Genomic DNA, 24966 nt, shown 5'->3' with positions numbered 1-24966 from the left:
CTCCGGAGGCTTACTTTCAAGCCCCTACGACCTTTGTGACCTTGTCTACGGGCGTAGAGGCTCTCTGACGTCCAGCCGAAGGAGCAGGTCATGGCCAATGTCGTACGTGCCGCTCTGGTCCAGGCCACCTGGACCGGCGACACCGAGTCCATGGTCGCCAAACATGTGGAGCACGCCCGTGAGGCCGCCCGGCAGGGCGCCAAGGTCATCGGATTCCAGGAAGTCTTCAACGCGCCCTACTTCTGCCAGGTCCAGGAGCCCGAGCACTACCGCTGGGCCGAGCCCGTCCCGGACGGGCCGACCGTCACCCGGATGCGGGAACTGGCGCGCGAGACCGGCATGGTCATCGTCGTACCCGTGTTCGAGGTCGAGCAGTCCGGGTTCTACTACAACACCGCGGCCGTGATCGACGCAGACGGGACCTACCTCGGCAAGTACCGCAAGCACCACATCCCGCAGGTCAAGGGCTTCTGGGAGAAGTACTACTTCAAGCCCGGCAACGTCGGCTGGCCCGTCTTCGAGACGGCCGTGGGGAAGGTCGGCGTCTACATCTGCTACGACCGCCACTTCCCGGAGGGCTGGCGTCAGCTCGGTCTGAACGGCGCGCAGCTCGTCTACAACCCGTCCGCGACCCACCGGGGCCTCTCCTCCCACCTGTGGCAGCTGGAGCAGCCCGCGGCGGCCGTCGCCAACGAGTACTTCGTCGCCGCCATCAACCGGGTCGGCCAGGAGGAGTACGGGGACAACGACTTCTACGGGACCTCGTACTTCGTGAACCCGCGCGGTCAGTTCGTCGGCGAGGTCGCGAGCGACCAGGACGAGGAACTCGTCGTGCGGGATCTTGATTTCGATCTCATCGAGGAAGTCCGGCAGCAGTGGGCCTTCTACCGGGACCGGCGGCCGGACGCGTACGAAGGGCTGGTGCAGCCGTGAGTGATCTGTACGGGCGTCACAAGGCAGTTCTGCCGGACTGGCTCGCCCTCTACTACGCGGACCCCATCGAGATCACGCACGGCGAGGGCCGGCACGTCTGGGACGCGGACGGGAAGCGGTACCTCGACTTCTTCGGCGGCATCCTCACCACGATGACCGCGCACGCCCTGCCCGAGATCACCAAGGCGGTCAGCGAACAGGCCGGGCGGATCATCCACTCGTCGACTCTCTACCTCAACCGGCCCATGGTCGAAATGGCCGAGCGCATCGCCGAGCTGTCAGGGATCCCCGACGCCCGCGTCTTCTTCACCACCTCCGGGACCGAGGCCAACGACACGGCCCTCCTCCTCGCCACCTCCTACCGGCGCAGCAACCAGATCCTGGCGATGCGCAACAGCTACCACGGCCGCTCCTTCAGCACGGTCGGCATCACCGGCAACAAGGGCTGGTCCCCGACCTCCCTGTCCCCGCTCCAGACCCTGTACGTCCACGGCGGCGTCCGCACCCGTGGTCCGTACGCCGAGCTGAGCGACGACGAGTTCATCGCCGCCTGCGTCGACGACCTGGAGGACCTGCTCGGGCACGTCCGCCCGCCCGCGGCCCTGATCGCCGAACCCATCCAGGGCGTCGGCGGCTTCACCTCACCGCCCGACGGGCTGTACGCGGCCTTCCGGCGGGTGCTCCAGGAGCGCGGCATCCTGTGGATCGCCGACGAGGTACAGACCGGCTGGGGCCGCACCGGCGAGCACTTCTGGGGCTGGCAGGCACACGCGGAGAACGGTCCGCCGGACATCCTCACCTTCGCCAAGGGCATCGGCAACGGCATGTCCATCGGCGGGGTCGTGGCCCGCGCCGAGATCATGAACTGCCTCGACTCCAACTCCATCTCCACCTTCGGCGGCACCCAGATCACCATGGCGGCCGGCCTCGCCAACCTCACGTACCTCCTGGAACACGACCTCCAGGGCAACGCCCGGCGCGTCGGCGGACTCCTCATCGAACGGCTGCGGGCCGTCGCCGCGCAGCTTCCGGGCGTACGGGAGGTACGTGGGCGCGGGCTGATGATCGGCATCGAGCTGGTCAAGCCCGGTACCGACACCGCCGACCCGGAGACCGCCGCCGCCGTGCTCGAAGCGGCCCGGGAGGAGGGGCTGCTCCTCGGCAAGGGCGGAGGCCACAACACCAGCGCGCTGCGCATCGCACCGCCGCTGTCCCTCACCGTCGCGGAGGCCGAGGAGGGCGCCGCGATCCTCGAACGTGCTCTGAGGAGCCGCGTCCAGTAACACCGCAGCGGGAACACAGCAAGAAAGTCGGCCCCATGCTTACGACCACCACCTTGGAACCCGCCCTGTCGGTCCGTCAGGTCCTCGGCCTGGAACGGGTGCTCGCCGGGGAGCCCGAGGTGGTGGCCGGAGCCGGCCAGCTCGACCGGGCCGTGCGCTGGGTGCATGTCGCCGAGGCCGCCGACGTCGGCGTGATGCTGAGCGGCGGCGAGATGATCCTCACCACCGGCGTGCTGCTCGCCGGGGACGAGGAGGCCCAGGCCGAGTACATCCGCTCGCTGCACCGGGCGGAGGCCGCCGCCGTCGTCCTCGGGCTCGGACGGGCCTTCCCCTCGCCGCCGGACGTCATGCGGCGCGCGGCCGAGCGGTGCGGACTGCCGATGGTGGTACTCCACCGGCCCTTCCCCTTCGCGGAGTTGACGGAGGAGGTCCAGTCCCGGCTCGTACGGCGGAAGTTCGCCGCCGTGAGCCTGTCCGAGACGGTGCGGACCGCTCTCACCGGGCTCATCACCTCCGGCGCCCCGCTGCAGCCGCTGCTCGACGAGGTCGCCTCGCACAGCGCCTGTCCCGTCGTCGTCACCAACCTCGCCCATCGGGTCCTCGCCACGGCGGGGGAGCGGTCGGCCGTGGACGACGTGCTGCGCGACTGGGAGCGCATCTCCCGGCAGGCCGGCGGGAGCGAGGGCGACGGCTGGATCCGGGCCGAACTGGGCGGGCGCGGGGAACGCTGGGGGCGGATCGTGCTCTGCGGCTACCGGGGTGACACCGCCACCGGACGCCTCCTCGCCGACCGGGCCGCCGAGGCTCTCGTCCTGCACCGCATGCTCGGGGGCTCGGTGCACACCTGGGAGGAGCAGTCGGCGCAGAGCCTGCTGACCGACCTGGTGAGCGGTGTCGTACCGGCCAGGCAGCTCCTTCCCCGGGCGCGGGCCGCCGGGCTGCCCGTCAACCGGCGGACCTTCGTGCCGCTCGTCGTACGGGACGGTGACCCCGCCGAACTCGACCGCGTACTCAGGCTGTTGGGGCTGCCTGGGCTGGTCGCCGAGCTGGCCGACGACGCCACCGCCGTCCTGCTGAGCCTCGCCCGGGACCAGGACGCCAAGGCACTGGCCGCACACTTCGCGCTCCGGCTGCGCACGGAGACCGGTGGGGGCAAGGCCGTCGTGGCCGCCGCCGAGGCGCTCGCCAACTGGGACGACGTACCCACCGGACTGCGTGAGGCGCTGCACGTCGCCGCGGCCGTCGCGGACACCCCGGCCGGGCAGGAACTGCCGGTGCTGGTGCACCTGAGGGACGTACGGCTGCGCGGCCTGGTCCGGCTGCTGCGGGACGATCCGCACGTACAGGCGTTCGCAGAACGGGAGCTGGACGGGCTGCTGTGCGGGGCCGAGGGCGAGTCCGAGCTGCTGCCCGTGCTGCGGACCTATCTCGCCACTGGGCGCAACAAGTCACGCACCGCGCAACTGCACCACGTCTCGCGGCCCGCGCTCTACCGCCGGCTGGAGGCGATAGAGACGCGGCTCGGGCTCGATCTCGACGACTTCGAGCAGGCCGCCTCCGTGCATATCGCGCTCCTCGCGCACGACGCTCAGCAAGGCCGGTGACCGCACTCTCCAGTGCGCCGTCTTACCGCTCCGAAACATCGAAGGACCCGGGAAAACAGTGGTGAAACATGGGCCGAAATCAGGGTGACACCGTGGAACGCCGAACGCCCGCAGGCGTGACACCGTGCAACTCAAACCCGATCTCCGGGCTTCCTAGGCTCGCCGTACACCGAGTGACCGGAGGTCCCGATGAGCAGGGTGATTCGCGCCGCCATTTTCCAGACTGCCTGGACCGGCGACAAGGAGTCGATGATCCAGGTCCACGAGCAGGCGGTCCGCGACGCCGCGGCGCAGGGTGCTCAAGTCATGTGCTTCCAGGAGCTGTTCTACGGCCCCTACTTCTGCCAGGTGCAGGACAAGGCGTTCTACGAGTACGCCGAGCAGATCCCGAACGGCCCGATCGTCAAGCGCTTCCAGGCGCTCGCCAAGGAACTGGGCATCGTCCTCGTCCTGCCGATGTACGAGGAGGAGCAGCCCGGCGTCCTCTACAACACGGCCGCCGTGATCGACGCGGACGGCTCGTACCTCGGCAAGTACCGCAAGCACCACATTCCGCAGGTCGCGGGCTTCTGGGAGAAGTTCTACTTCCGCCCGGGCAACGCCGGCTGGCCCGTCTTCGACACCGCCGTGGGCAGGATCGGCGTCTACATCTGCTACGACCGGCACTTCCCGGAGGGCTGGCGTGCGCTGGGCCTCGAAGGCGCCGAGATCGTCTTCAACCCGTCGGCCACGTCGCGCGGCCTGTCCTCCTACCTGTGGCAGCTGGAGCAGCCGGCGGCGGCCGTCGCCAACGAGTACTTCGTCGGCGCGATCAACCGGGTCGGCGTCGAGGAACTGGGCGACAACGACTTCTACGGGACCTCGTACTTCGTGGACCCGGAGGCGCAGTTCGTCGGCGAGGTGGCCAGCGACAAGGAGACCGAACTCGTCGTCCGCGACCTGGACCTGGCCAAGATGCGCGAGGTCCGCGACCGCTGGCAGTTCTTCCGCGACCGCCGCCCCGACGCCTACGGCCCCCTGACGGCTCCATAACAAGCAGACGGTCACACCCGCGCCCTGCTTTTAGGGGCGCGGGGAACTGCGCGACCAGCCACACACAACCCGCACCTTCGACACAACCGAACGGAGCGTGAACCATGACCGGCCGTACTGTCATCCGCAGCGGACTCGTCATCACCGCGTCCGACGAGATCCACGCCGACGTCCTCATCGAGGACGGCCGAATCGCAGCCCTCGCCACCAGCGGCAGCGCGACCGCCGAGGCATGGACGGCCGAGCGGACCATCGACGCCACCGGAAAGTACGTCATCCCCGGCGGCGTCGACGCGCACACCCACATGGAACTGCCGTTCGGCGGTACGGCCGCCTCGGACACCTTCGAGACCGGCACCCGGGCCGCCGCCTGGGGCGGAACGACCACGATCATCGACTTCGCCGTGCAGAGCGTCGGCAAGTCGCTGCGCGACGGACTCGACACCTGGAACGCCAAGGCCGACGGCAACTGCGCCATCGACTACGCCTTCCACATGATCGTCTCCGACGTGAACCCGGACACGCTCAAGGAGATGGACCTGCTGGTCGAGGAGGGCGTCACCTCCTTCAAGCAGTTCATGGCCTACCCGGGCGTCTTCTACAGCGACGACGGCCAGATCCTGCGCGCCATGCAGCGCTCCGCCGAGAACGGCGGCCTGATCATGATGCACGCCGAGAACGGCATCGCGATCGACGTCCTCGTCGAACAGGCGCTCGCCCGTGGCGAGACCGACCCCCGCTACCACGGCGAGGTCCGCAAGGCCCTCCTCGAAGCCGAGGCCACCCACCGCGCCATCAAGCTCGCACAGGTCGCCGGCGCGCCCCTGTACGTCGTCCATGTCTCGGCGCAGGAGGCGGTCGCCGAGCTGGCACGGGCGCGCGACGAAGGGCTCAATGTCTTCGGCGAGACCTGCCCGCAGTACCTGTTCCTGTCGACCGACAACCTCGCCGAGCCGGACTTCGAGGGCGCGAAGTACGTGTGCAGCACGCCGCTGCGGCCCAAGGACCACCAGGCCGCGCTCTGGCGGGGCCTCAGGACCAACGACCTCCAGGTCGTCTCCACGGACCACTGCCCGTTCTGCTTCGAGGGCCAGAAGGAGCTGGGGCGCGGCGACTTCTCGAAGATCCCCAACGGGCTCCCGGGCGTCGAGAACCGCATGGACCTCCTCCACCAGGCCGTCGTCGACGGGCACATCAGCCGCCGCCGCTGGATCGAGATCGCCTGCGCCACCCCGGCCCGGATGTTCGGCCTCTACCCGAAGAAGGGCACCATCGCCCCGGGCGCCGACGCCGACGTCGTCATCTACGACCCGCACGCCGAGCAGACCGTCTCCGCCGCCACCCACCACATGAACGTCGACTACTCGGCGTACGAGGGCAAGCGGCTCACCGGCCGCGTCGAGACGGTCCTGTCGCGCGGCGAACTCGTCATCAACCAGCGGGAGTTTGCGGGGCGTGCCGGCCACGGCCAGTACACGCCCCGCTCAACTTGCCAGTACCTCCAGTGAGGTTACGCCGCAGCAACTAGGAGCAGCGCCCGTGACTCCGCCCCCTCGATGAGGGGGCTTCCAATCCGAAGATTGCGGTCCAGCCCGAACCGGCCCTTTATGGGGCGAATGAAACCTACCAGATCTTTGCAAGGAGACCGATGGACTTCGGACTTGTCCTCCAAACCGACCCGCCGGCCTCGCGTGTCATCGAGCTGATGCAGCGCGCCGAGGCCAACGGCTTCACGTACGGCTGGACCTTCGACTCCGCCGTGCTGTGGCAGGAACCGTTCGTGATCTACAGTCAGATCCTCTCCAGCACCGAGAAGTTGACGGTCGGCCCGATGGTGACCAACCCGGGCACCCGCACCTGGGAGGTCACCGCCTCCACCTTCGCCACCCTCAACGACATGTTCGGCAACCGCACGGTCTGCGGCATCGGCCGCGGCGACTCCGCGATGCGTGTCGCCGGCCGCACTCCCAACACCCTGGCCCGGATCAGCGGCGCGATGAAGGTCATCCGCTCGCTCGGCCGGGGCGAGGAGGCCGACCTCGGCGGTGCGGTGGTCAAGTTCCCGTGGGTGAGGCCGGGCGCCGAACTCCCCGTCTGGATGGCCGCGTACGGCCCCAAGGCGCTCAAGATGACCGGCGAGGAGGCGGACGGGTTCATCCTCCAGCTCTCCGACCTCTATCTGACCGAGTACATGGTCAAGGCGGTCAAGGACGCGGCCGTCGCCGCCGGACGCGACCCGTCCGAGGTGAAGATCTGCGTCGCCGCCCCCGCGTACATCACCGAGGACGACTCGCCCGAGGCGCTCGCCCACGCCCGCGACCAGTGCCGCTGGTTCGGCGGGATGGTCGGCAACCACGTCGCCGACCTGGTGTCGAAGTACGGCGAACACTCCGCCGCCGTACCCGAGGAACTCACCGACTACATCAAGGCCCGCGAGGGCTACGACTACTCCCACCACGGACGGGCCGACAACCCCGACACCCAGTTCGTGCCGGACGAGATCGTCGACCGGTTCTGCGTCATCGGCACCCCCGAGATGCACGTCGAGAAGCTCAACAAGCTGCGTGAGCTCGGCGTCGACCAGTTCGCCGTCTACGACATGCACGACGCCCAGGAAGCCGTCATCGACGCCTACGGCTCGACGGTCATCCCGGCCGTCAACGCCTGACGTACACCGGCTCGTGTCGGGCGCACCGGTCCACTGTCCACTGTTTCACCCCGACTTGCCTCGCGACGTCTGTGCCGGTTCTCCCAGCCGACCTGCTTTTCTGCTGGGGGTCCGGGGGTTATCCCCCGGGAAAGCGCAGCGTCCCCACCATCTCCCTCTCCCCGGCGTTCAGGTAGCCGGGGAGGGGGTCAGGACACCCCCGGGTGTCCTGTGCGCGTCCCCCAACGCGCCGCCACCCGCACGGCCTTTCCCGACCCACCTCTTTGATTGGCCTGCCCATGACGGACACCGCTCCTACGGCCATACCGCCGTCCTCCCAACTCACCCTCCCCGACGGCCGGGTGGAGATCTCCCCCGACGCGCCCGTGCCCAGCGGGCCGTACGCCAACGAGGACCTGCTGCCCGTTCCGGTCGAGAAGCGCACCTGGAACACGTACAACTTCTCGGCTCTCTGGGTGGGCATGGCCCACAACACGGCCTCCTGGACCCTCGCTTCGGGTCTGATCGCCGTGGGCATGGACTGGAAGCAGGCCGTGCTCACGATCGCCCTGGCGAACGTGATCGTGCTGGTCCCGATGCTGCTCACCGGGCACGCCGGGCCGAAGTACGGCATCCCCTTCCCCGTCTTCGCCCGCGCCTCCTTCGGGGTGCGCGGCGCCAACCTCCCTGCCGTGGTGCGGGCGTTGGTGGCGTGCGGCTGGTTCGGCATCCAGACGTGGATCGGCGGCGAGGCGATCTACTTCCTCGCCGGGAAACTCATCGGTGACAGCTGGGCGAACGCCTCGCACGTCGGCGGCTACGCCTGGACGATGTGGCTGTCCTTCGCCATCTTCTGGGCGATCCAGGTCGCCATCATCTACCGGGGTATGGAGACCATCCGCCGATTCGAGAACTGGGCCGCGCCCTTCGTGCTCCTCGGCGCCGGCGTGATGCTGTGGTGGATGGCGAGCAAGGCCGGCGGCTTCGGTCCGCTGCTCGACCAGCCCTCCAAGGTCGGCTACGGCGCGGACTTCTGGAAGATCTTCGCGCCCGCCCTCATGGGCATGATCGGCTTCTGGTCCACGCTGTCCCTGAACATCCCGGACTTCACCCGCTACGGCAAGAGCCAGAAGGCCCAGACGTGGGGGCAGGCGCTCGGTCTGCCTACGACGATGACATTGTTCGCGTTCCTCTCCGTCATGGTCACCTCGGGCTCGCAGGCCGTGTACGGCGAGGCCATCTGGGACCCGGTCCAGCTCGCCGCCAAGACCGACAACGTCTTCGGACTGCTGTTCGCCCTGGTCACCGTGCTGGTGGCGACCCTCTCCGTGAACGTCGCGGCGAACCTGGTCTCGCCGGCCTTCGACTTCTCCAACATCGCGCCCCGGAAGATCAGTTTCCGGGCCGGCGCGCTCGCCACCTGCGTCCTCGGCGTCCTGATCTTCCCGTGGAAGCTGTACTCCGACCCGCAGGGCTACATCTTCACCTGGCTCGGCCTCGTCGGCGGTCTCCTCGGCACGGTCGCCGGCATCCTCATCGCCGACTACTGGATCCTGCGCCGCGGCAAGCTCGACCTCGCCGACCTGTACCGCGCGGGCGGACGGTACTGGTACGACAACGGCTGGAACTGGCGAGCGGTCGTCGCGTTCCTGGTCGGCGGTGTGCTGGCCGTCGGCGGCGCCAACTTCGCGCCGCTGATCGACGGGCGGCCCATCCCGGCCCTGTCCTCACTGGCCGACTACGGCTGGGCGGTGGGCCTGGGCACCTCGATGGTGCTCTACCTGGTGCTGATGCTGGCGACCGGCCAGGGCAGGACCGGGACGCGGGAGGAGGCGCAGGTCTGACCCCGTGACGTGCGCTGGAGGGCAGCCGGTTCTACCGGGTGCCCTCCAGCGCTGCCACGGCGTCCCGGGCGGCCTTGATGGCGCCCTTGTTGATCACATCCGTGCTGGGTGCCTTCTTCGACTCGAAGTCACTGCCGTTGTACGTGATCACCACCAGCGCGTTCGACGCGCGGACCAGGACCACACCCTCACGGGTCTGCTGCTTGTCCTCGGTGGAGAGGTTCACGACGGAGTAGGCGGCGTCACCGAGCCCGGGAACCACCCCGCCGCCGCTCTTCTCCGTCAGACGTTCCTTGTACGTCTTCTCCGCCGCCGCGTCCGTGTCGGACAGCTCGAACGACACGTCGAGCCAGCGGTAGTCGTACTCCTTGAGCGCGTTCCAGGAGCAGGTGCGGCGCGCCTCGGCGTCCGTGGACGGGATCTCCTTCCCGGCCGCCTTGGCGCCCGGGACAAGGGACTTGACCGTCCCCGGGGTGATGGCCGAGCAGGGCGCGGGCGCGGCGGTGAACGTCTTCGTCGCCGCCGAGGCCGAGGGCGCGGTGGGCGACGCGGACGCGCTCTTGGTGGCCGAGTCGTGGGTGTCGGCGGCCGGCGCGGGGGCGAGCGGGCCCGAGGACAGCGCCCAGCCGGCCGTGGCGAGCACGGCGACCGGTGCCAGGCGGGTGGTGAGTGCGAGCGGCAGGGGAAGGCTCAAGGCGCACTTCTCGTGGGGGACGGTGCGGAGGGGGGTCCGCACTCCGGACGGGACGCCAGTGTCACATGCCTGTCTGTGGGGCGGAAGTAAGAACTCGCTCCGTGGCGGTGCGATGACTGTCTTTCACGGCCGGTCGCCCGTAGTGTCCGACGGAATGCGCAAATCGGCAGCGATAGCGCCCAGTTCGCCTCTAATGGCACCAATCGCGGCAAAAGCCCCACGAGCGACGAGGTGGGTCAACCGGTCGTGGGTGCGCCGTTAAGCGCTTGCGCTGCTCCGGCCCCGTCCGCAGCCTTGCCGTATGTCTTCCTCATCGGCCGTCACAGAGAACGCGTCTCCCGAACTCCCCGCCGTGCGCGAGGAGATCCTCGCCTACTACGCGCGCGGCGGGGAGGACGCCCGTCTCCGGCAGGGGTCCGGACGGCTGGAGTTGTGGCGGACCCAGGACGTGCTCCGGCGGCTGCTGCCCTCGGCTCCCGCGCGCGTGCTGGACGTCGGCGGGGGCAGTGGAGTGCACGCGCGGTGGCTGGCGCGGGACGGGTACGAGGTCGAGCTCGTCGATCCCGTGCCGCTGCACGTGGAACAGGCGGGGCGGCTGCCCGGTGTCACGGCCCGGCGGGGGGACGCCCGCGCGCTGCCCGCGGACGACGCCTCGTACGACGTCGTGCTGCTGCTGGGCCCGCTCTACCACCTGCCCGAACGACCGGACCGGGTAAGGGCGTTGAGGGAGGCGCTGCGGGTCGTCCGGCCCGGGGGACTGGTCGTCGCGGCCACCATCAACCGCCATACCGCGCTGCACGGCCTGCTGAGGCAGGGGCTCTACTTCGATCCGGCGCACCGGGCCCGTACCGACGGCGTCAGCACCCACGGCAGGCACGGCACGGACCACGGCACGTTCACCACCGCCTACCTCGCCGAACCGGCCGAGGCCCCGGCCGAGTTCGGCGAGGCCGGACTCGTCCCGGAAGGTCAGTACGGGCTGGAGGGCGTCGCCTGGCTCATGGGTGGCGTCGAGGAGTGGCTGGACGACCCGGAGCGCCGCGAGGCCGTCATGTCCGCGACCCGCCGCATCGAGTCCGAACCGACGCTGCTCGGCGCGAGCGGCCACGTGCTGACGGCGGGACGACGCCGGCGACCCACCGGAACCGGTGTGTCCGTTTGAGACGGAGGACTGCCCTCATGGACATGTACGGACGCCTCCGGTACGCCTAGCGTCGAAGGCGACTGGCGGAACGCTCGGGGCCGGGGGCTACGCCCGGGCCCCGACTCCACTACGAGGAACGGCAGCGTCATGGGTTTCGACCGGAAGAAAGAGCGTAGCGAGCGGGAAGACAAGGCTCTGCCACCTCGGACCTCAGCAACCCAGAGCACCAATGTGGCGCCCTTCCTGGGGAACCGTCGGGTCACGCAGCCGTCCGTCCGGGCCGTGCAGCGCATGGCTGGGAACGCTGCCGCCACAGCGTATGTGCAGAGGGTCACCGACGATGATCGCGACAAGGCCAACGCCCGGCGGGAACGCTGGGCCAAGCGCGACACCGAACGCGGCGGTGCCCAGCAAGCAGAGAGCTTCACCACGCACGAAACCTCGTTCGGTCCGTACAACGAGCGACCCGGGCGCGGCGGGGCTCCGTACGTCACCACCAACATGGGTCAGTATCCGGGAACCCAGCGGACCGACGGCCGCTACGTCCGTGAGGAAGAGAGCCAGTTCACCGGTCTGATCCCCGCACTCGACGCCGAGCAATTTCTGCCCCTCGTCGAGGCGCTGAAGAAGCGGAAGCTGAGCGCGGAGGAGATCGAGGGTCTGAGCGACGACCAGTGCCGGGCGGCGGCGACGCTCATGGGAATCGCCACCGCCGAGGCGGTTCGCGAGCCGGGAGCGCTCAAGCACATACGCAGCGCTCTCCGGCGGCAGGCCGACCCGCAACACGAAGCACCGGAGTTCCTCAACGACTACCCGCAGGGGCGTGTCGGTGGTGCCCAGCATGAGAAGCGCGTCCGGTCAGGCCGGACGAGGCGGGCCACGCCCGAGGTCGAAACCATTCTCGAGGCCTCCTCCTCGTCGGACGAGAACATGTGAGTCGCCGGCCCCTCACCGGGACACACGCGCGGACCCTCGAAGAGACAGCGCCGCGTCCACTGTCCCTCCGGAGCGAGACACCGACGAAGGACCGGAAACGGGGCATCAGCCACCGTGCCGGTACCCGAACCTACTCAGACTCCCGTGTGGGCGTGGGGCAGGGCTTGGGTGCCGGCAAACCGAGGGCGCGGCGGCCGTGGAAGGCCTCGGCCACGGGTCGTTGGCGGCGGACCCCGCCACCGAGGGCCGCAGCGCGCCGCCGGACCGGCGCGGCAGCTGCAGGTCGCGGTCTCCTTGTAGAGGTCGCGCAGGACCTTGCCATAATCGTTGAGGATCGAGGCCCGCTGCGGCTCTGCGTCGGGCACGGTGCGAGCGGCCTCCGTGCCGAAGCCGACGGCGGAGCGCAGGACGGCGGAGTCGTCGGAGCGGTCGTACTCCCCAGATTCTCCCCAGGACCGGTCCTGAAGGCTGACCGGTCCGGCTGACGCGCCGGAACAACGAGGTGAGAGGCCATATGTTCACCACCCGACCCACCCTCCAGGGCACCTTCGGCATGGTGTCCTCCACGCACTGGCTGGCCTCGCAGTCGGCGATGGCCGTCCTGGAGGGCGGCGGCAACGCCTACGACGCCGCGGTGGCCGCGGGTTTCGTCCTGCACGTCGTCGAACCGCACCTGAACGGGCCCGGCGGTGAGGTGCCGATCATCGTCGCGCCGGCCGGCGGCGAGGTGCGGGTGCTGTGCGGGCAGGGCGTCGCGCCGGCCGGGGCCACGGTCACGCACTACCGGGGACTGGGGCTCGACCTCGTGCCCGGCACCGGCCCCCTCGCCGCCGCCGTGCCCGGTGCCTTCGACGCCTGGATGCTGCTGCTCCGCGACCACGGCACCAAGCCGCTCGCCGATGTCCTCGCGTACGCCATCGGGTACGCCGAGGACGGACACGCGCCCGTGGAGAACGTCGGCGCGACCGTCGAGACCGTACGAGAACTCTTCGAGACGGAGTGGACCTCGTCGGCGGACGTGTACCTGCCCGGCGGCCGGTCGCCCCGGCCCGGCGAGCTGTTCCGCAATCCCGCCCTGGCCGCCACCTGGAAGCGACTGCTCGCCGAAGTCGCCGGGGCGGGGGACCGCGTCGCCCAGATCGAGGCGGCACGGGAGGTGTGGCGCACCGGCTTCATCGCCGAGGCGCTCGTACGACAGTCCGCGCGGCCCACCCTCGACACCAGCGGCAAGCACCACACCGGCACCCTGACAGCCGCCGACCTCGCCTCGTGGTCCGCGGCCTACGAGGCCCCGGCGACCTACGACTGGCACGGCTGGACCCTCTGCAAGGCCGGCCCCTGGAGTCAGGGCCCGGTCCTCCTCCAGCAACTCGCGCTGCTCCCGCCCGAGCTGTCCGAGCTGCCCGAGTACGGGTCCGCCGACTACGTCCATCTGCTGATCGAGGGCTGCAAGCTCGCCATGGCGGACCGGGAGGCCTGGTACGGGGACGCGTCCGGCGGAGCCGACGTACCGCTCGACGACCTGCTTTCCGACGCCTACAACGCCGCCCGCCGGAGCCTCGTCGGGGACGCGGCCTCGCACGAGCTCAGGCCCGGGAGCCCCGGCGGGCGAACCCCGCGACTGAGCGCACGCGCGCGCGTGCCGGTCACGGACGAACCCGGGACCGGCGCCCCGGGGGCCGGGGAGCCGACCGTCGCCAAGCTCTCCACCTCACCCGTGCCCGGCGAGCCCGAGATCACCGCCGACGGTTCCACCCGGGGCGACACCTGCCACCTCGATGTCGTCGACCGCTGGGGCAACATGGTCGCGGCCACACCCAGTGGCGGCTGGCTCCAGTCCAACCCCGTCGTACCCGAACTGGGCTTCCCCCTCGGCACCCGGCTCCAGATGACCTGGCTGGAGGAGGGCCTGCCCAACTCCCTCACCCCGGGCCGCCGCCCCCGGACCACCCTCACGCCCTCTGTCGCACTGCGCGACGGGGTACCGGTACTGGCGTTCGGTACGCCCGGCGGGGACCAGCAGGACCAGTGGCAGCTGCACTTCTTCCTCGCGGTCGCCCTGGGTGGCAGAGTGCGAGGCGGCCTGGACCTCCAGGGCGCGATCGACGCCCCGAACTGGCACAACGACAGCTTCCCGGGGTCGTTCCACCCGCGCGGCACGCGCCCGGGCAGCGTCACCGTGGAGGCCCGCATGCCGGACGGGGTGATCGAGGAGCTGCGTCGCCGGGGGCACGGCGTGACGATCGGCGACGACTGGTCCGAGGGCCGGCTGTGCGCGGTCGCCCGGGACCCGGAGACGGGCGTCCTGTCGGCGGCGGCTAATCCGCGCGGGATGCAGGGGTACGCGGTCGGGCGCTGATGTCCGAATCCTGGTCTTCAGGTCGATTCCATCCGTTGTCCACCGGCCCGGCGGGGATTGTCAGTGGCGCGTGCTCTCATGGAGACATGATCGTAGACAACGAAACCATCGAAGAGTTTCTCGCCCGGCACGCGTCCGACGTCGAAGAAGCGGTCCGCCAGGCGGCGGCCGCGGAGATCATGCCGCGCTTCCGTCAGCTCGCCGACCACGAGGTCGACCAGAAGAGCGGCCCGCACGACCTGGTGACGGACGCCGACCGCAAGGCCGAGCTCTATCTGACCGAGGTGCTGCCCAAGCTGCTGCCCGGCTCCGTCGTGGTCGGCGAGGAGGCGGTGCACGCCAACCCCGCCTCGTACGAGGCGATACAGGACGACGCGCCGGTGTGGATCGTCGACCCGGTGGACGGCACCCGGCAGTTCGTCCACGGTGACCCCGGCTTCTGCACGCTCGTCGCGCTCGCCCACCGCGGGGTCGTCCGCGCGTCGTGGACCTTCGCCGCGGCCCGTGACCAGCTCGCCACGGCGGTCCGAGGCCAGGGCGCCTTCCTCGACGGCATCCCCCTGCACGCGGGCACGCCCGAGCCCGGCAGCGACCTCCGGGTGGCCACGTCCCACCCGGACTACACGACGGACGAGCAGAAGCGCGCGCTGCTCGGCCTGTGGGCCGACGGTGTCCAGCCGCGCGCCTGCGGCTCGGCGGGCCTGGAGTATCTGGCGATCGCCCGGGGTGAGCTGGACGCCACGGCGTTCTCCTGGGAGGCCGCCTGGGACCACGCCGCAGGCATCCTCCTTGTCGAGGAGGCAGGCGGCGTCCACCTGACGCGCGCGGGGGAGCCGTTCCGTATCACCGGCGGCAATGCGCTGCCGTTCACCGCGGCGCGGGACTCGGCCACGGCTCGCCGGGTGGTGGAACTGCTGTCGGGCGCAGCCTGATCTGCGGGCGGGCCGAGCTGAAGCGCAGGGTGGCGACCTCGAACTCGGCCACGGTGCCCACCGCCGGCCAGTCCGCGGGGTCGAAGGGCAGCCAGGCGGCGTCCACGAAGGCGTCGACCGGCAGGTCGATGTCGACGAAGAGGCCCGTGTGGCCCGGACCCCACGGCAGCGCGCACACCATGCCGGTGAGCAGCGAGCCCTCCGGCAGCGGGCCGGTGACGTAGTGGCTCAGGTGCCGATGCCGAAGGGCCGTGGACCAGGCCCGCTCGAACTCCGATTCGGTCACGTCCACCGCCTCCGGCGGCACCTCCACGGCACCTTCGGTGAACGCCCCGTACACGGTCTGGTAGAGCTGGACGCCCAGGCGACCGAACCGCTCGCGTACGAGGGCCAGTTGGGCCTGGGCGGCGGCCATCGAGGCGCCGCCGGAGGAGGTGCCGTCGGCGTTCTGGAGGGGCTCGCAGGAACGCGGGACCGCCAGTGCTGCCTCGAACACCGCCTGCCGCAGCACCCAGCCGTCGTCCTCGACCTCGAACCAGAACCAGGCGGTGTCGTCGGCGTCCTCGCCGGGCGATTGGATGCGGAAACGGCGCGTCATCCGGCCGAGGTTACCCGCGCCGGGCGGTGTCGGTGTCCCGGCATATCCTGATCTGAAGTGGCCGTCGGCTGACAAAGGAGTCCGAAGGTGCCGTCGATGCTCGATGCGGTCGTGGTGGGGGCGGGGCCCAACGGGCTGACCGCTGCCGTGGAGCTGGCCCGGCGAGGCTTCTCCGTGGCGGTCTTCGAGGCGCGTGACACCGTGGGCGGTGGCGCCCGGACGGAGGAGCTGACGTTGCCGGGCTTCCGGCACGACCCGTGCTCCGCCGCGCACCCCCTCGGCGTCAACTCCCCGGCGTTCAGGGCGATGCCGCTGGCCAGGTACGGGCTGGAGTGGCTGCACGCCGACCTGCCCATGGCGCACCCGTTCCCGGACGGCACGGCCGCGGTGCTGGCCCGTTCCGTGGCCGAGACGGCCGCCTCCTTCGGACCGCGCGACGCGGGCGCGTACCGCAGGCTGGTCGAGCCGTTCCTCAGCAGGTGGGACACGCTGGCCCACGACTTCATGTCCCTGCCGCTGACCTCCCTGCCCCGCGACCCGGTCACCCTCGCCCGCTTCGGTCTGGCCGGTCTGCCACCGTCGACCTGGCTGATGCGCCGCTTCCGCGACGAGCGGGCGAAAGCCCTGTTCGCAGGCCTCGTCGGACATGTCATGGCTCCGCTCGGCGGGGTAGCCACCGGCGCCGTGGGCCTGGTCTTCGCCCTGGCGGCACACGCCCGCGGCTGGCCGGTCGCCCGCGGCGGTTCGCAGGCGATCTCCGACGCGCTCGCCGCGTATCTGGTGGACCTCGGCGGCACCGTCCACACCGACTACGAGGTCAAGCGGCTGGACGACCTTCCACCCGCGCGTGCGTACGTCTTCGACACCTCACCCACCGCTCTGGCCCGTATCGCGGGCTTCGGGGGGTACTACGAGCGCTTCCGCTACGGCGCGGGCGTCTTCAAGATCGACTATGCGCTGGACGGCCCCGTGCCCTGGACGGCGAGCGAGGCCCGCAGGGCGACCACCGTCCAGGTCGCCGCCGACAGGGCCGAGATCGACACCGCCCTGCGCGCCGCCTCCCGCGAGAACCGGGCCCCCGACACCCCCTTCCTGATCACCGTCCAGCCGAGCGTCGTCGACCCCTCCCGGGCCCCCGGGGGCAAGCAGGTCTTCTGGGCCTACGGACACGTCCCGAACGGCTGGACGGGCGACCTCACCGACGCCATCGAGCGCCAACTGGAGCGGTTCGCCCCCGGGTTCCGCGACCGGGTCCTCGCCCGGGCCACCGCAGGCCCGCCCCAACTCGCGGCCCGCAACGCCAACTACGTCGGCGGCGACATCGGTTCCGGCGCGGCCGACGGCCTCCAGCTCATGCTGCGACCCAAGCTCTCCCTGTTCCCGTACGCCACCCCGCACCCGGCCATCTTCATCTGCTCCTCGGCCACCCCACCGGGTCCCGGCGTCCACGGCATGTCGGGGCACAACGCGGCGAAGGCCGTCTGGAAAAGGCTGAGAGAAGGTTGAGGAAAGCCATGACCGCGATCACGCTTGTCAAGGGCGACATCACCCGACAGAGTGCCGACGCGATCGTCAACGCGGCGAACTCGTCACTCCTGGGTGGGGGAGGCGTCGACGGAGCGATCCACCGCAGAGGCGGCCCCGAGATCCTCGCGGCCTGCCGAGCCCTGCGCGCCGGGCACTACGGCAAGGGCCTGTCCGTCGGTCGAGCGGTCGCCACGACCGCCGGCGCACTGGACGCACGCTGGGTGATCCACACGGTGGGACCCCGATTCCTCCCCGAGGAGGACCGTTCGGCGCTGCTGGCCTCGTGCTACCGGGAATCGCTGCGGGTGGCCGACGAACTCGGCGCCCGCACGGTGGCGTTCCCGGCGGTCTCCGCCGGCATCTACGGCTGGCCGATGGACGACGCCGCTCGTATCGCGGTGGAGACCGTACGGGCCACGGAGACCTCGGTCGAGGAGGTGCGGTTCGTCCTCTTCGACGATCAGGCGTACGAGGCGTTCGCCGGGCAGGTCCCCAACTGACGGCCGGGGTTCGGTCCGACCAGCCGGCGCGGGTGCGGGTCGCCGAACTCGGCGACGGGCAGGCCGATGCGGGCCAGGTCAGGGGCTCTCGGTCTCTCGGGCTGCCGGGCCGTCAGGACGGTGGCTTCGCCGTTCCTCGGGTCTCCCCCTGGGCTGCCCGCAGGTCGGCCAGCAGTTCCGCCTGTCCGGTCAGCACGCCGGACAGGATGACCCGCGCGACCCGGAGCAGTTCGGCCACATACGGGCTGGTCAGCGAGTAGTACACGGTCGAGCCCTCCTTGCGGGTGACGACCAGGTTGGCCCGTCGTAACACCGCCAGCTGCTGCGAGAGATGCGCGGGCTCGATGCCCACCTCGGGCAGCATCTCCGCGACCGCGTGCTCACGTTCGCTCAGCAGCTCCAGGACGCGGATACGGGCCGGATGCCCGAGGGTCTTGAAGAACTCGGCCTTGAGTTGGTAGAGCGGCGTGCTCATCGTGCCGTCGCCTCCCCGGGACAGCGGTAGGACCGCACTGGCACCGGCCGATCCTCGGCGCATCGCACCCACGCATTCATGAACACCATGGTGCTCATCCTCGCCCGCGACGCCCGCAGGACAGAATCGTGCCGTGGATGCCGATCCGCACGAATCCCGGCCGTGCCGCCCTCATCGGGCCGCCTCCCCGCTGTTCTCCGTGCTGTTGTCGGTGCTGTTGTCGGTGGACTCGGCCGTGCGTGTGCTCCTGGCCGCCCTGACCGTGGTGCCCGGCCTGCTCCTCGGCGCCGGTACGGCGGACAGGACTCCGGTGGACTCCAGGTGAGCGCGCGCCCCCTGGATCGCCTCGGGGGTGGTGCCGTACTCACGGCCCGTCTGTCGTAGCAGGTCCAACAGGCCGACGGAGTCGAGGACTTGGCGCTGGCCGGGACGGATGCCGGAGAACATGACGACGATGCCGCGCCGGTTCAGCTTCTGGACCGCGTCCTTCAGCATCAGCGCACCGGTCGCGTCCATGGTCGACACCCGGGACATTCGCAGGATCAGGACCCGTACGTCCGCCACGTCGGTCAGCTCCAGCAGGAAACGGTGGGCGGCGGCGAAGAACAGCGGCCCGTCGATGCGGTAGGCGACGATGTGCTCCGCGAGCAGGGCGTGCTCCTCGGCACTGTGGTCGCCCCGGTCCAGCGGAACCTCGTCGAGGCGGGCCTGCTGGGCCACGGCCCGGAGCGCGAGGGCGCCCGCGACGACCAGGCCGATGATCACCGCGTACACCAGGTCGAGGGCGAGGGTGGCGAAGGCGGTCAGGACCAGGATCAGCGCGTCGGAACGGGTCGCCCTGGCCATCGCCCGCAGTGAGCCGACCTCGACCATACGGATCGCGGTGGCCAGCAGGACGCCCGCCAGCGCGGCGAGCGGGATCTTCGAGACCAGCGGCGCCGCCGCGAAGACGATCACCGCGAGGACCAGGGCATGGGTGAGCGCGGCGAGGCGGGAACCGGCGCCCGTACGGACGTTCACAGCGGTCCGTGCGATCGCGGCCGTGGCCGGGACACCGCCGAACAGCGGGGCGGCGAGATTGGCGATGCCCTGCCCGAACAGCTCCCGGTCCGGATCGTGCTGCTGACCGACCGTCATGCCGTCCGCGACGGTCGCCGACAGCAGCGACTCGAGCGCGGCCAGCGCGGCCACGGCCACAGCCGGGGCGAGCAGCGAGGACAGCGCCGACAGGTCGAGGAACGCCAGCGAGGGCGCGGGCAGGCCTGCGGGCAGATCTCCGATCGGCGTCGCCGCGTCCAGGCCGAGGACCTGTGCCAGCACGGTGGCGACGATCACCGCGACGATCGAGAACGGAACGGTCGGCCGCCACCGCGCACCGAGCAGCATGACCAGCGCGACACCCACGGCCAGTGCGAACGCCGTCCAGTTGGGATGGCGGACGAACGCCTCGACGGCGCGCCAGGCGACCGCGAGGACCTTGTCGCCCTCGGGCCGCGCCACCCCCAGGGCGTTCGGCAGCTGCTGCAGCCCGATCACGCAGGCGATGCCGAGTGTGAAGCCCTCGACGACAGGGGCGGGCACGTACCGCATGTACTTGCCCGCCCGGGCCAGAGCGAGCCCGATCAGCAGCAGCCCGGCCAGGAGTCCGACGGTCAGTACACCGCCCGGCCCGTACTGGGCGACTATCGGGACGAGGACGACGGTCATCGCCCCGGTCGGCCCCGACACCTGCAGGTTCGATCCGCCGAACATGGCGGCCAGCGCGCCCGCGACCACCGCGGTCGCCAGCCCCGCCGCCGCACCGAGGCCGGAGGAGACTCCGAAGCCGAGCGCGAGGGGGAGTGCCACGATCGCCACGGTCAACCCGGCGAGGAGATCGCGACGCGGATCACGGGTCATCGCCTCGACATCGGCGCGGACGGGCAGCAGGGATCGCACCGGACCCCAGGCGTGGGCTGCTCGACGCATGACGGAGCCGCTCACTCCGCGTCGGCCTGGTACAGCGAAACGGACACGTCCGGCCCCTCGTTTCCGCATGACTGTCTGTGAATGGGCGTAGCTGTCGCTGTCTGCCGTCTGGGTGCACAGCCGGTAAAGCATCTAGGCAATTGCGCAATTTGGCAATTCAGCATCCGGCGGCTGCCTCGGCGGAATTCCCTTGAGTCAGCCGACTCGGCCGCGTCAGCCCGCGATGCCTGTCTCGCTGTCGGCGTCCGTGTCGCTCAGGCCGAGCCGTAGGTGCTCCACGTGGTAGACCGCCTGGTCGAGAAGCTCGGCGACATGGTGGTCGTGCAGCGTGTACACCACCGAACGCCCGCGGCGCTCGCCGACGACCAGGCCCAGGTTGCGCAGCAGCCGAAGTTGGTGCGAACACGCGGACTGCTCCATGCCCACCTCGGCCGCCAACTCCGTGGCGGGGAGTGGGCCTTCGCGCAGCCGGGCCAGGATCAGCAGGCGGGAGGGCGTGGACAGGGCCTGGAGGGTGGTGGCCACCTTCGCGACATTGTCCGCGTCGAGGCGTACGCGCTCGGTGGCGTCCTGCGCGGTGACGACGGCTCCATGACCCATGGCCGTATCCTACCCATCGCATATGAACGAATGAATGAGTGTTCATGTGTTCCTGTATGGTGGCTCGGGTGTCTGTCACCCTCACCCCGGTTCCGGTCGTCCCGTCGGCCCCCACGCCAACCGCGCCCCGCCGCCGTACCCGTGTCCTGGCGCTCCCCGAAGCCCGATGGGCCGCCGCGGCCACCGCTCTGTTCCTGCTCGCGCTGCCCCTGCAGTTGGCCGGGGCGCCGACGTGGATCTGGGGCACGCTCTACGCACTGGCCTATGCCACCGGCGGCTGGGAGCCCGGCTGGGAAGGCCTGAAGGCGCTGCGGGAGCGGACCCTCGACGTCGACCTGCTGATGATCGTCGCCGCCCTGGGAGCCGCCGCGATCGGCCAGGTCATGGACGGCGCCCTGCTGATCGTCATCTTCGCGACCTCCGGCGCCCTGGAGGCCCTGGCCACCGCCCGCACCGCCGACTCCGTCCGCGGCCTCCTCGACCTGGCCCCCGCCACGGCCACCCGGCAGGACACGGAGGGCGGTGAACTGACCGTCCCCGTCGCGGAGTTGACCGTCGGCGACACCATCCTCGTACGCCCCGGAGAACGCGTCGGAGCCGACGGCCGCGTACTGGACGGCGTGAGCGAGGTCGACCAGGCGACCATCACCGGCGAACCGCTGCCCGCCCCGAAGGAAGCGGGGGACGAGGTTTTCGCCGGCACCCTCAACGGCACCGGCGCGCTGCGTGTACGGGTCGAACGGGACGCCGCCGACTCGGTGATCGCCAGGATCGTACGCATGGTCGAGGAGGCGTCCGAGACCAAGGCGCCGACCCAGCTGTTCATCGAGAAGGTCGAGCAGCGATACTCGCTGGGCATGGTCGCCGCCACCCTCGCCGTGTTCGCCGTACCCCTCGCCTTCGGCACCGACCTCACCGACGCCCTGCTGCGCGCCATGACCTTCATGATCGTGGCCTCGCCGTGCGCGGTCGTACTCGCCACCATGCCGCCGCTGCTCTCGGCCATCGCCAACGCCGGCCGACACGGCGTCCTGGTCAAGTCGGCGGTGGTGATGGAACGCCTGGCACAGGTCGACACCGTGGCCCTGGACAAGACCGGCACGCTCACCGAGGGGACGCCGAGGGTGACGGACGTACGACCGCTCCCCGGATCGGAACTGAGCGTGCCCCTGAGCCTGGCGGTGGGCTTGGTCCCTGCCCGGGCCGGGGGACTGGACGAGGACGGACTGCTGACGCTCGCGGCGGCGGCCGAGCAGTCGAGCGAGCACCCGCTGGGCCGGGCCGTGGTCGATGCGGCGCGGGAGCGCGGGCTCGCACTGTCCGTGGCGGAGGGCTTCGCGTCGACACCCGGAGTGGGCGTGACGGCGGTCGTGGACGGGCGCGTGGTCGCGGTGGGCGCGCCGGAACGACTGCTGGACGGGGGAGAGGTGACGGGCGGCTCGGCAACTGGCTTGCTGGTCAAGGAGGTTGAGGCGTCCGGCCGCACGGCGATCCTTGTCGTCGCCGACAACGTCCCGGTCGGAGTGCTCGGTCTCGCCGACCGGCCCCGTCCCGGGGCCGCCGCCACTGTCGTCGCGCTCACCGAACTCACCGGTACGGCACCCGTGTTGCTGACCGGCGACAATCCGCGTGCCGCCGCCCGACTGGCCGCCGAGGTCGGGATCGAGGACGTACGGGCCGGGCTGCTCCCCCAGCAGAAGCTGGACGCGGTACGGGAGTTGGAGGCGTCGGGACGCAGGGTCATGGTCGTCGGGGACGGTGTCAACGACGCCCCGGCGCTGGCCGCCGCCCACACCGGAGTGGCCATGGGCCGGGCGGGTTCCGACCTCGCGCTGGAGACCGCGGACGCGGTGGTCGTGCGGGACGAGCTCGCCACCGTGCCCGCCGTGATCGCCCTGGCGCGACAGGCCCGGCGTCTGGTGGCGCAGAACCTGATGATCGCCGGGGTGTGCATCGTGGGCCTCGTCGCGTGGGACCTGATCGGCACGCTGCCGCTCCCGCTCGGGGTCGCGGGCCACGAGGGCTCGACCGTCCTCGTCGGGCTCAATGGGCTGCGGCTGCTGAGGGAGGCCGCGTGGCAGGATGCGGTGAGCAGGTGAGCAGGTGAGCAGGTGAGCAGGTGAGCAGGTGAGCAGGTGAGCAGGTGAGCAGGTGAGCAGGTGAGCAGGTGAGCAGGTGAGCAGGTGAGCAGGTGAGCAGGTGAGCCAGTGATTCGGTGGGCCGGTGATTCGGTGAGTCGGTCGGCCCTCGACTCAAACCCTCGGCTCAGCGGGAAAGTGATCCAGAGCGTCCCTGGACACGCCACCCTGATGTCGGATTTCCGCCAGCCCCGGTCCGGCTGATCGTCGATGCTGGACCTATGCGGAACGCGATGCACACCGACACCGAGCACTGCGTACGAGCCGTGCGGTCCAAGGACGCGCGCTTCGACGGCTGGTTCTTCACGGCGGTCCTGACCACCCGGATCTACTGCAGACCCAGCTGTCCGGTGGTGCCGCCCAAGCCCGAGAACATGACCTTCTACCCGAGCGCGGCGGCCTGCCAGCAGGCGGGCTTCCGGGCCTGCAAGCGGTGCCGCCCCGACACCAGTCCCGGCTCGCCGGAGTGGAACCAGCGCGCCGACCTGGTGGCCCGTGCGATGCGGCTGATCGGCGACGGGATCGTGGACCGCGAGGGCGTCCCCGGCCTCGCGGCCCGTCTCGGCTACAGCACCCGCCAGGTCGAACGGCAACTCCTCGCCGAACTGGGCGCGGGACCGCTGGCCCTCGCCCGCGCCCAGCGCGCCCAGACGGCGCGGCTCCTCGTCGAGACGACCGCGCTGCCCATGGCGGAGATCGCCTTCGCGGCGGGCTTCTCCTCGATCCGCACCTTCAACGACACCGTCCGTGAGGTCTTCGCCCTCTCCCCGAGCGAGCTGCGCGACCGCCTCCCCAAGTCGCGCGCCCAAGCGCATCAGAGCGGCACGAGTACGGCCGTCAGCGCGCCGGCCGCGCTAAATCTCCGCCTCCCGTTCCGTGCCCCGCTGAACCCCGACAACCTCTTCGGCCACCTTGCCGCGACCGCCGTACCCGGCGTGGAGGAGTGGCGGGACGGCGCCTACCGCCGGACCCTGCGGCTCCCGTACGGACACGGCATCGCCGCCCTCACCCCGACCCCCGATCACATCGCGTGCCGGCTCACCCTCAGCGACCTGCGCGACCTGCCCGTCGCGATCAGCCGCTGCCGTCGGATGCTCGACCTGGACGCCGATCCGGTCGCGGTCGACGAGCAGTTGTGTACGGATCCCGTGCTGGCGCCCCTTGTCGCGAAGGGCCCGGGCCGACGCGTCCCCCGGACGGTCGACGAGGCGGAGTTCGCCGTACGGGCGGTGCTCGGCCAGCAGGTCTCCACGGCCGCCGCCCGCACTCACGCGGCCCGTCTCGTCACGGCGCACGGCGACCCGGTCGACGACCCGGAGGGCGGTCTCACGCATCTCTTCCCGACCCCGCGGGCGCTGGCCGCTCTCGACCCGGAGTCACTGGCCATGCCCCGTACCCGGCGGGCCACCTTCACCACCCTCGTCGAGCAACTCGCCGACGGCACCCTTCACTTGGGCGTCGAGAGTGACTGGCCGGAGGCTCGCGCCAGGCTCCTCGCTCTCCCCGGATTCGGTCCCTGGACGGTCGATGTCATCGCGATGCGTGCCCTCGGCGATCCCGACGCGTTTCTCCCCACGGACCTCGGAATCCGGCGCGCGGCCCAGGAGTTGGGCCTCCCGTCGACACCGGCCGCGCTGACCGCACGTGCGGGGGCGTGGCGGCCGTGGCGGGCGTACGCGGTCCAGTATCTGTGGGCGACGGACAGTCACCCGATCAACTTCCTCCCGGTATAAGGACTTAAGGACGTCAGGA

General features: G+C 70.7%; 20 protein-coding genes. 15 read left to right on the top strand and 5 right to left on the bottom strand.

Going from position 1 to position 24966, the window contains the following annotated elements; genetic code table 11:
* Positions 1 to 90: 90 nt before the first annotated feature.
* The 7 genes from QA861_RS07535 (at position 91) to QA861_RS07505 (ending at position 9343) form a co-directional block, all read left to right on the top strand.
* Complete coding sequence (locus QA861_RS07535) at positions 91 to 933, top strand: nitrilase-related carbon-nitrogen hydrolase (RefSeq protein ID WP_334587429.1); 843 nt, start codon at positions 91 to 93, stop codon at positions 931 to 933.
* Positions 930 to 2216: an aspartate aminotransferase family protein gene (locus QA861_RS07530; RefSeq protein ID WP_334587428.1), complete on the top strand. Its 1287-nt coding sequence runs from the start codon at positions 930 to 932 to the stop codon at positions 2214 to 2216. Before QA861_RS07535 ends, QA861_RS07530 begins: the two co-directional genes overlap by 4 nt.
* Positions 2217 to 2251: 35 nt before the next feature.
* Positions 2252 to 3820 carry a PucR family transcriptional regulator gene (locus QA861_RS07525; RefSeq protein ID WP_334587427.1) on the top strand — a complete coding sequence of 523 codons (1569 nt, stop codon included), beginning with the start codon at positions 2252 to 2254 and terminating at the stop codon, positions 3818 to 3820.
* 189 nt (positions 3821 to 4009) lie between these two features.
* Positions 4010 to 4852, top strand: a complete 843-nt coding sequence (locus tag QA861_RS07520) for a nitrilase-related carbon-nitrogen hydrolase (RefSeq protein ID WP_334587426.1) — start codon at positions 4010 to 4012, stop codon at positions 4850 to 4852.
* A gap of 104 nt (positions 4853 to 4956) precedes the next feature.
* Positions 4957 to 6360, top strand: coding sequence for a dihydropyrimidinase (gene hydA, locus QA861_RS07515; protein WP_334587425.1), 1404 nt, complete (start codon positions 4957 to 4959; stop codon positions 6358 to 6360).
* A 140-nt stretch (positions 6361 to 6500) separates the two neighbouring features.
* Positions 6501 to 7520 (top strand): TIGR03842 family LLM class F420-dependent oxidoreductase, encoded by a 1020-nt coding sequence (locus tag QA861_RS07510; RefSeq protein WP_334587424.1) that lies wholly within the window; start codon positions 6501 to 6503, stop codon positions 7518 to 7520.
* Between the two features lie 278 nt (positions 7521 to 7798).
* A complete protein-coding gene (locus QA861_RS07505; protein ID WP_334587423.1) occupies positions 7799 to 9343 on the top strand; it encodes an NCS1 family nucleobase:cation symporter-1 in 1545 nt (514 codons plus the stop codon).
* A 31-nt stretch (positions 9344 to 9374) separates the two neighbouring features.
* Here QA861_RS07505 and QA861_RS07500 read toward each other — a convergent pair whose 3' ends face one another.
* Positions 9375 to 10037, bottom strand: a complete 663-nt coding sequence (locus QA861_RS07500) for a hypothetical protein (RefSeq protein WP_334587422.1) — start codon at positions 10035 to 10037, stop codon at positions 9375 to 9377.
* Between the two features lie 301 nt (positions 10038 to 10338).
* Here QA861_RS07500 and QA861_RS07495 point away from each other — a divergent pair, with 301 nt between their 5' ends.
* From QA861_RS07495 to QA861_RS07480, 4 genes are all read left to right on the top strand, one after another.
* Positions 10339 to 11199 (top strand): class I SAM-dependent methyltransferase, encoded by an 861-nt coding sequence (locus tag QA861_RS07495; protein WP_334587421.1) that lies wholly within the window; start codon positions 10339 to 10341, stop codon positions 11197 to 11199.
* 129 nt (positions 11200 to 11328) lie between these two features.
* A complete protein-coding gene (locus QA861_RS07490; RefSeq protein ID WP_334587420.1) occupies positions 11329 to 12117 on the top strand; it encodes a hypothetical protein in 789 nt (262 codons plus the stop codon).
* A gap of 514 nt (positions 12118 to 12631) precedes the next feature.
* Positions 12632 to 14476: a gamma-glutamyltransferase family protein gene (locus QA861_RS07485; RefSeq protein ID WP_334587419.1), complete on the top strand. Its 1845-nt coding sequence runs from the start codon at positions 12632 to 12634 to the stop codon at positions 14474 to 14476.
* Between the two features lie 86 nt (positions 14477 to 14562).
* Positions 14563 to 15408 carry an inositol monophosphatase family protein gene (locus QA861_RS07480; RefSeq protein ID WP_334587418.1) on the top strand — a complete coding sequence of 282 codons (846 nt, stop codon included), beginning with the start codon at positions 14563 to 14565 and terminating at the stop codon, positions 15406 to 15408.
* On the opposite strand, the gene QA861_RS07475 is transcribed toward QA861_RS07480, so the two are convergent.
* Complete coding sequence (locus QA861_RS07475; protein WP_334587417.1) at positions 15344 to 16006, bottom strand: hypothetical protein; 663 nt, start codon at positions 16004 to 16006, stop codon at positions 15344 to 15346. The two genes, QA861_RS07480 and QA861_RS07475, sit on opposite strands and share 65 nt — an antisense overlap.
* 96 nt (positions 16007 to 16102) lie before the next feature.
* Here QA861_RS07475 and QA861_RS07470 point away from each other — a divergent pair, with 96 nt between their 5' ends.
* Positions 16103 to 17512, top strand: coding sequence for a phytoene desaturase family protein (locus QA861_RS07470; RefSeq protein WP_334587416.1), 1410 nt, complete (start codon positions 16103 to 16105; stop codon positions 17510 to 17512).
* An 8-nt stretch (positions 17513 to 17520) separates the two neighbouring features.
* Positions 17521 to 18033 carry an O-acetyl-ADP-ribose deacetylase gene (locus QA861_RS07465; protein WP_334587415.1) on the top strand — a complete coding sequence of 171 codons (513 nt, stop codon included), beginning with the start codon at positions 17521 to 17523 and terminating at the stop codon, positions 18031 to 18033.
* Between the two features lie 112 nt (positions 18034 to 18145).
* Here QA861_RS07465 and QA861_RS07460 read toward each other — a convergent pair whose 3' ends face one another.
* From QA861_RS07460 to QA861_RS07450, 3 genes are all read right to left on the bottom strand, one after another.
* Complete coding sequence (locus tag QA861_RS07460; protein WP_334587414.1) at positions 18146 to 18508, bottom strand: ArsR/SmtB family transcription factor; 363 nt, start codon at positions 18506 to 18508, stop codon at positions 18146 to 18148.
* A gap of 171 nt (positions 18509 to 18679) precedes the next feature.
* Positions 18680 to 20476 carry a SulP family inorganic anion transporter gene (locus QA861_RS07455; RefSeq protein WP_334587413.1) on the bottom strand — a complete coding sequence of 599 codons (1797 nt, stop codon included), beginning with the start codon at positions 20474 to 20476 and terminating at the stop codon, positions 18680 to 18682.
* A 213-nt stretch (positions 20477 to 20689) separates the two neighbouring features.
* Positions 20690 to 21076: an ArsR/SmtB family transcription factor gene (locus tag QA861_RS07450; protein ID WP_334587412.1), complete on the bottom strand. Its 387-nt coding sequence runs from the start codon at positions 21074 to 21076 to the stop codon at positions 20690 to 20692.
* A gap of 44 nt (positions 21077 to 21120) precedes the next feature.
* On the opposite strand from QA861_RS07450, the gene QA861_RS07445 reads away from it, so the two are divergent.
* Together QA861_RS07445 and QA861_RS07440 are read left to right on the top strand one after the other, a co-directional pair.
* Positions 21121 to 23175 carry a heavy metal translocating P-type ATPase gene (locus QA861_RS07445; protein ID WP_443041456.1) on the top strand — a complete coding sequence of 685 codons (2055 nt, stop codon included), beginning with the start codon at positions 21121 to 21123 and terminating at the stop codon, positions 23173 to 23175.
* A 272-nt stretch (positions 23176 to 23447) separates the two neighbouring features.
* On the top strand, positions 23448 to 24947 hold the full coding sequence (locus tag QA861_RS07440) for an AlkA N-terminal domain-containing protein (RefSeq protein ID WP_334590485.1): 1500 nt from the start codon (positions 23448 to 23450) through the stop codon (positions 24945 to 24947).
* Positions 24948 to 24966 lie beyond the last annotated feature (19 nt).

Source organism: Streptomyces sp. B21-083 (assembly GCF_036898825.1).
Classification (GTDB): domain Bacteria; phylum Actinomycetota; class Actinomycetes; order Streptomycetales; family Streptomycetaceae; genus Streptomyces.
This window is presented reverse-complemented; position numbering and strand designations above follow the sequence as displayed.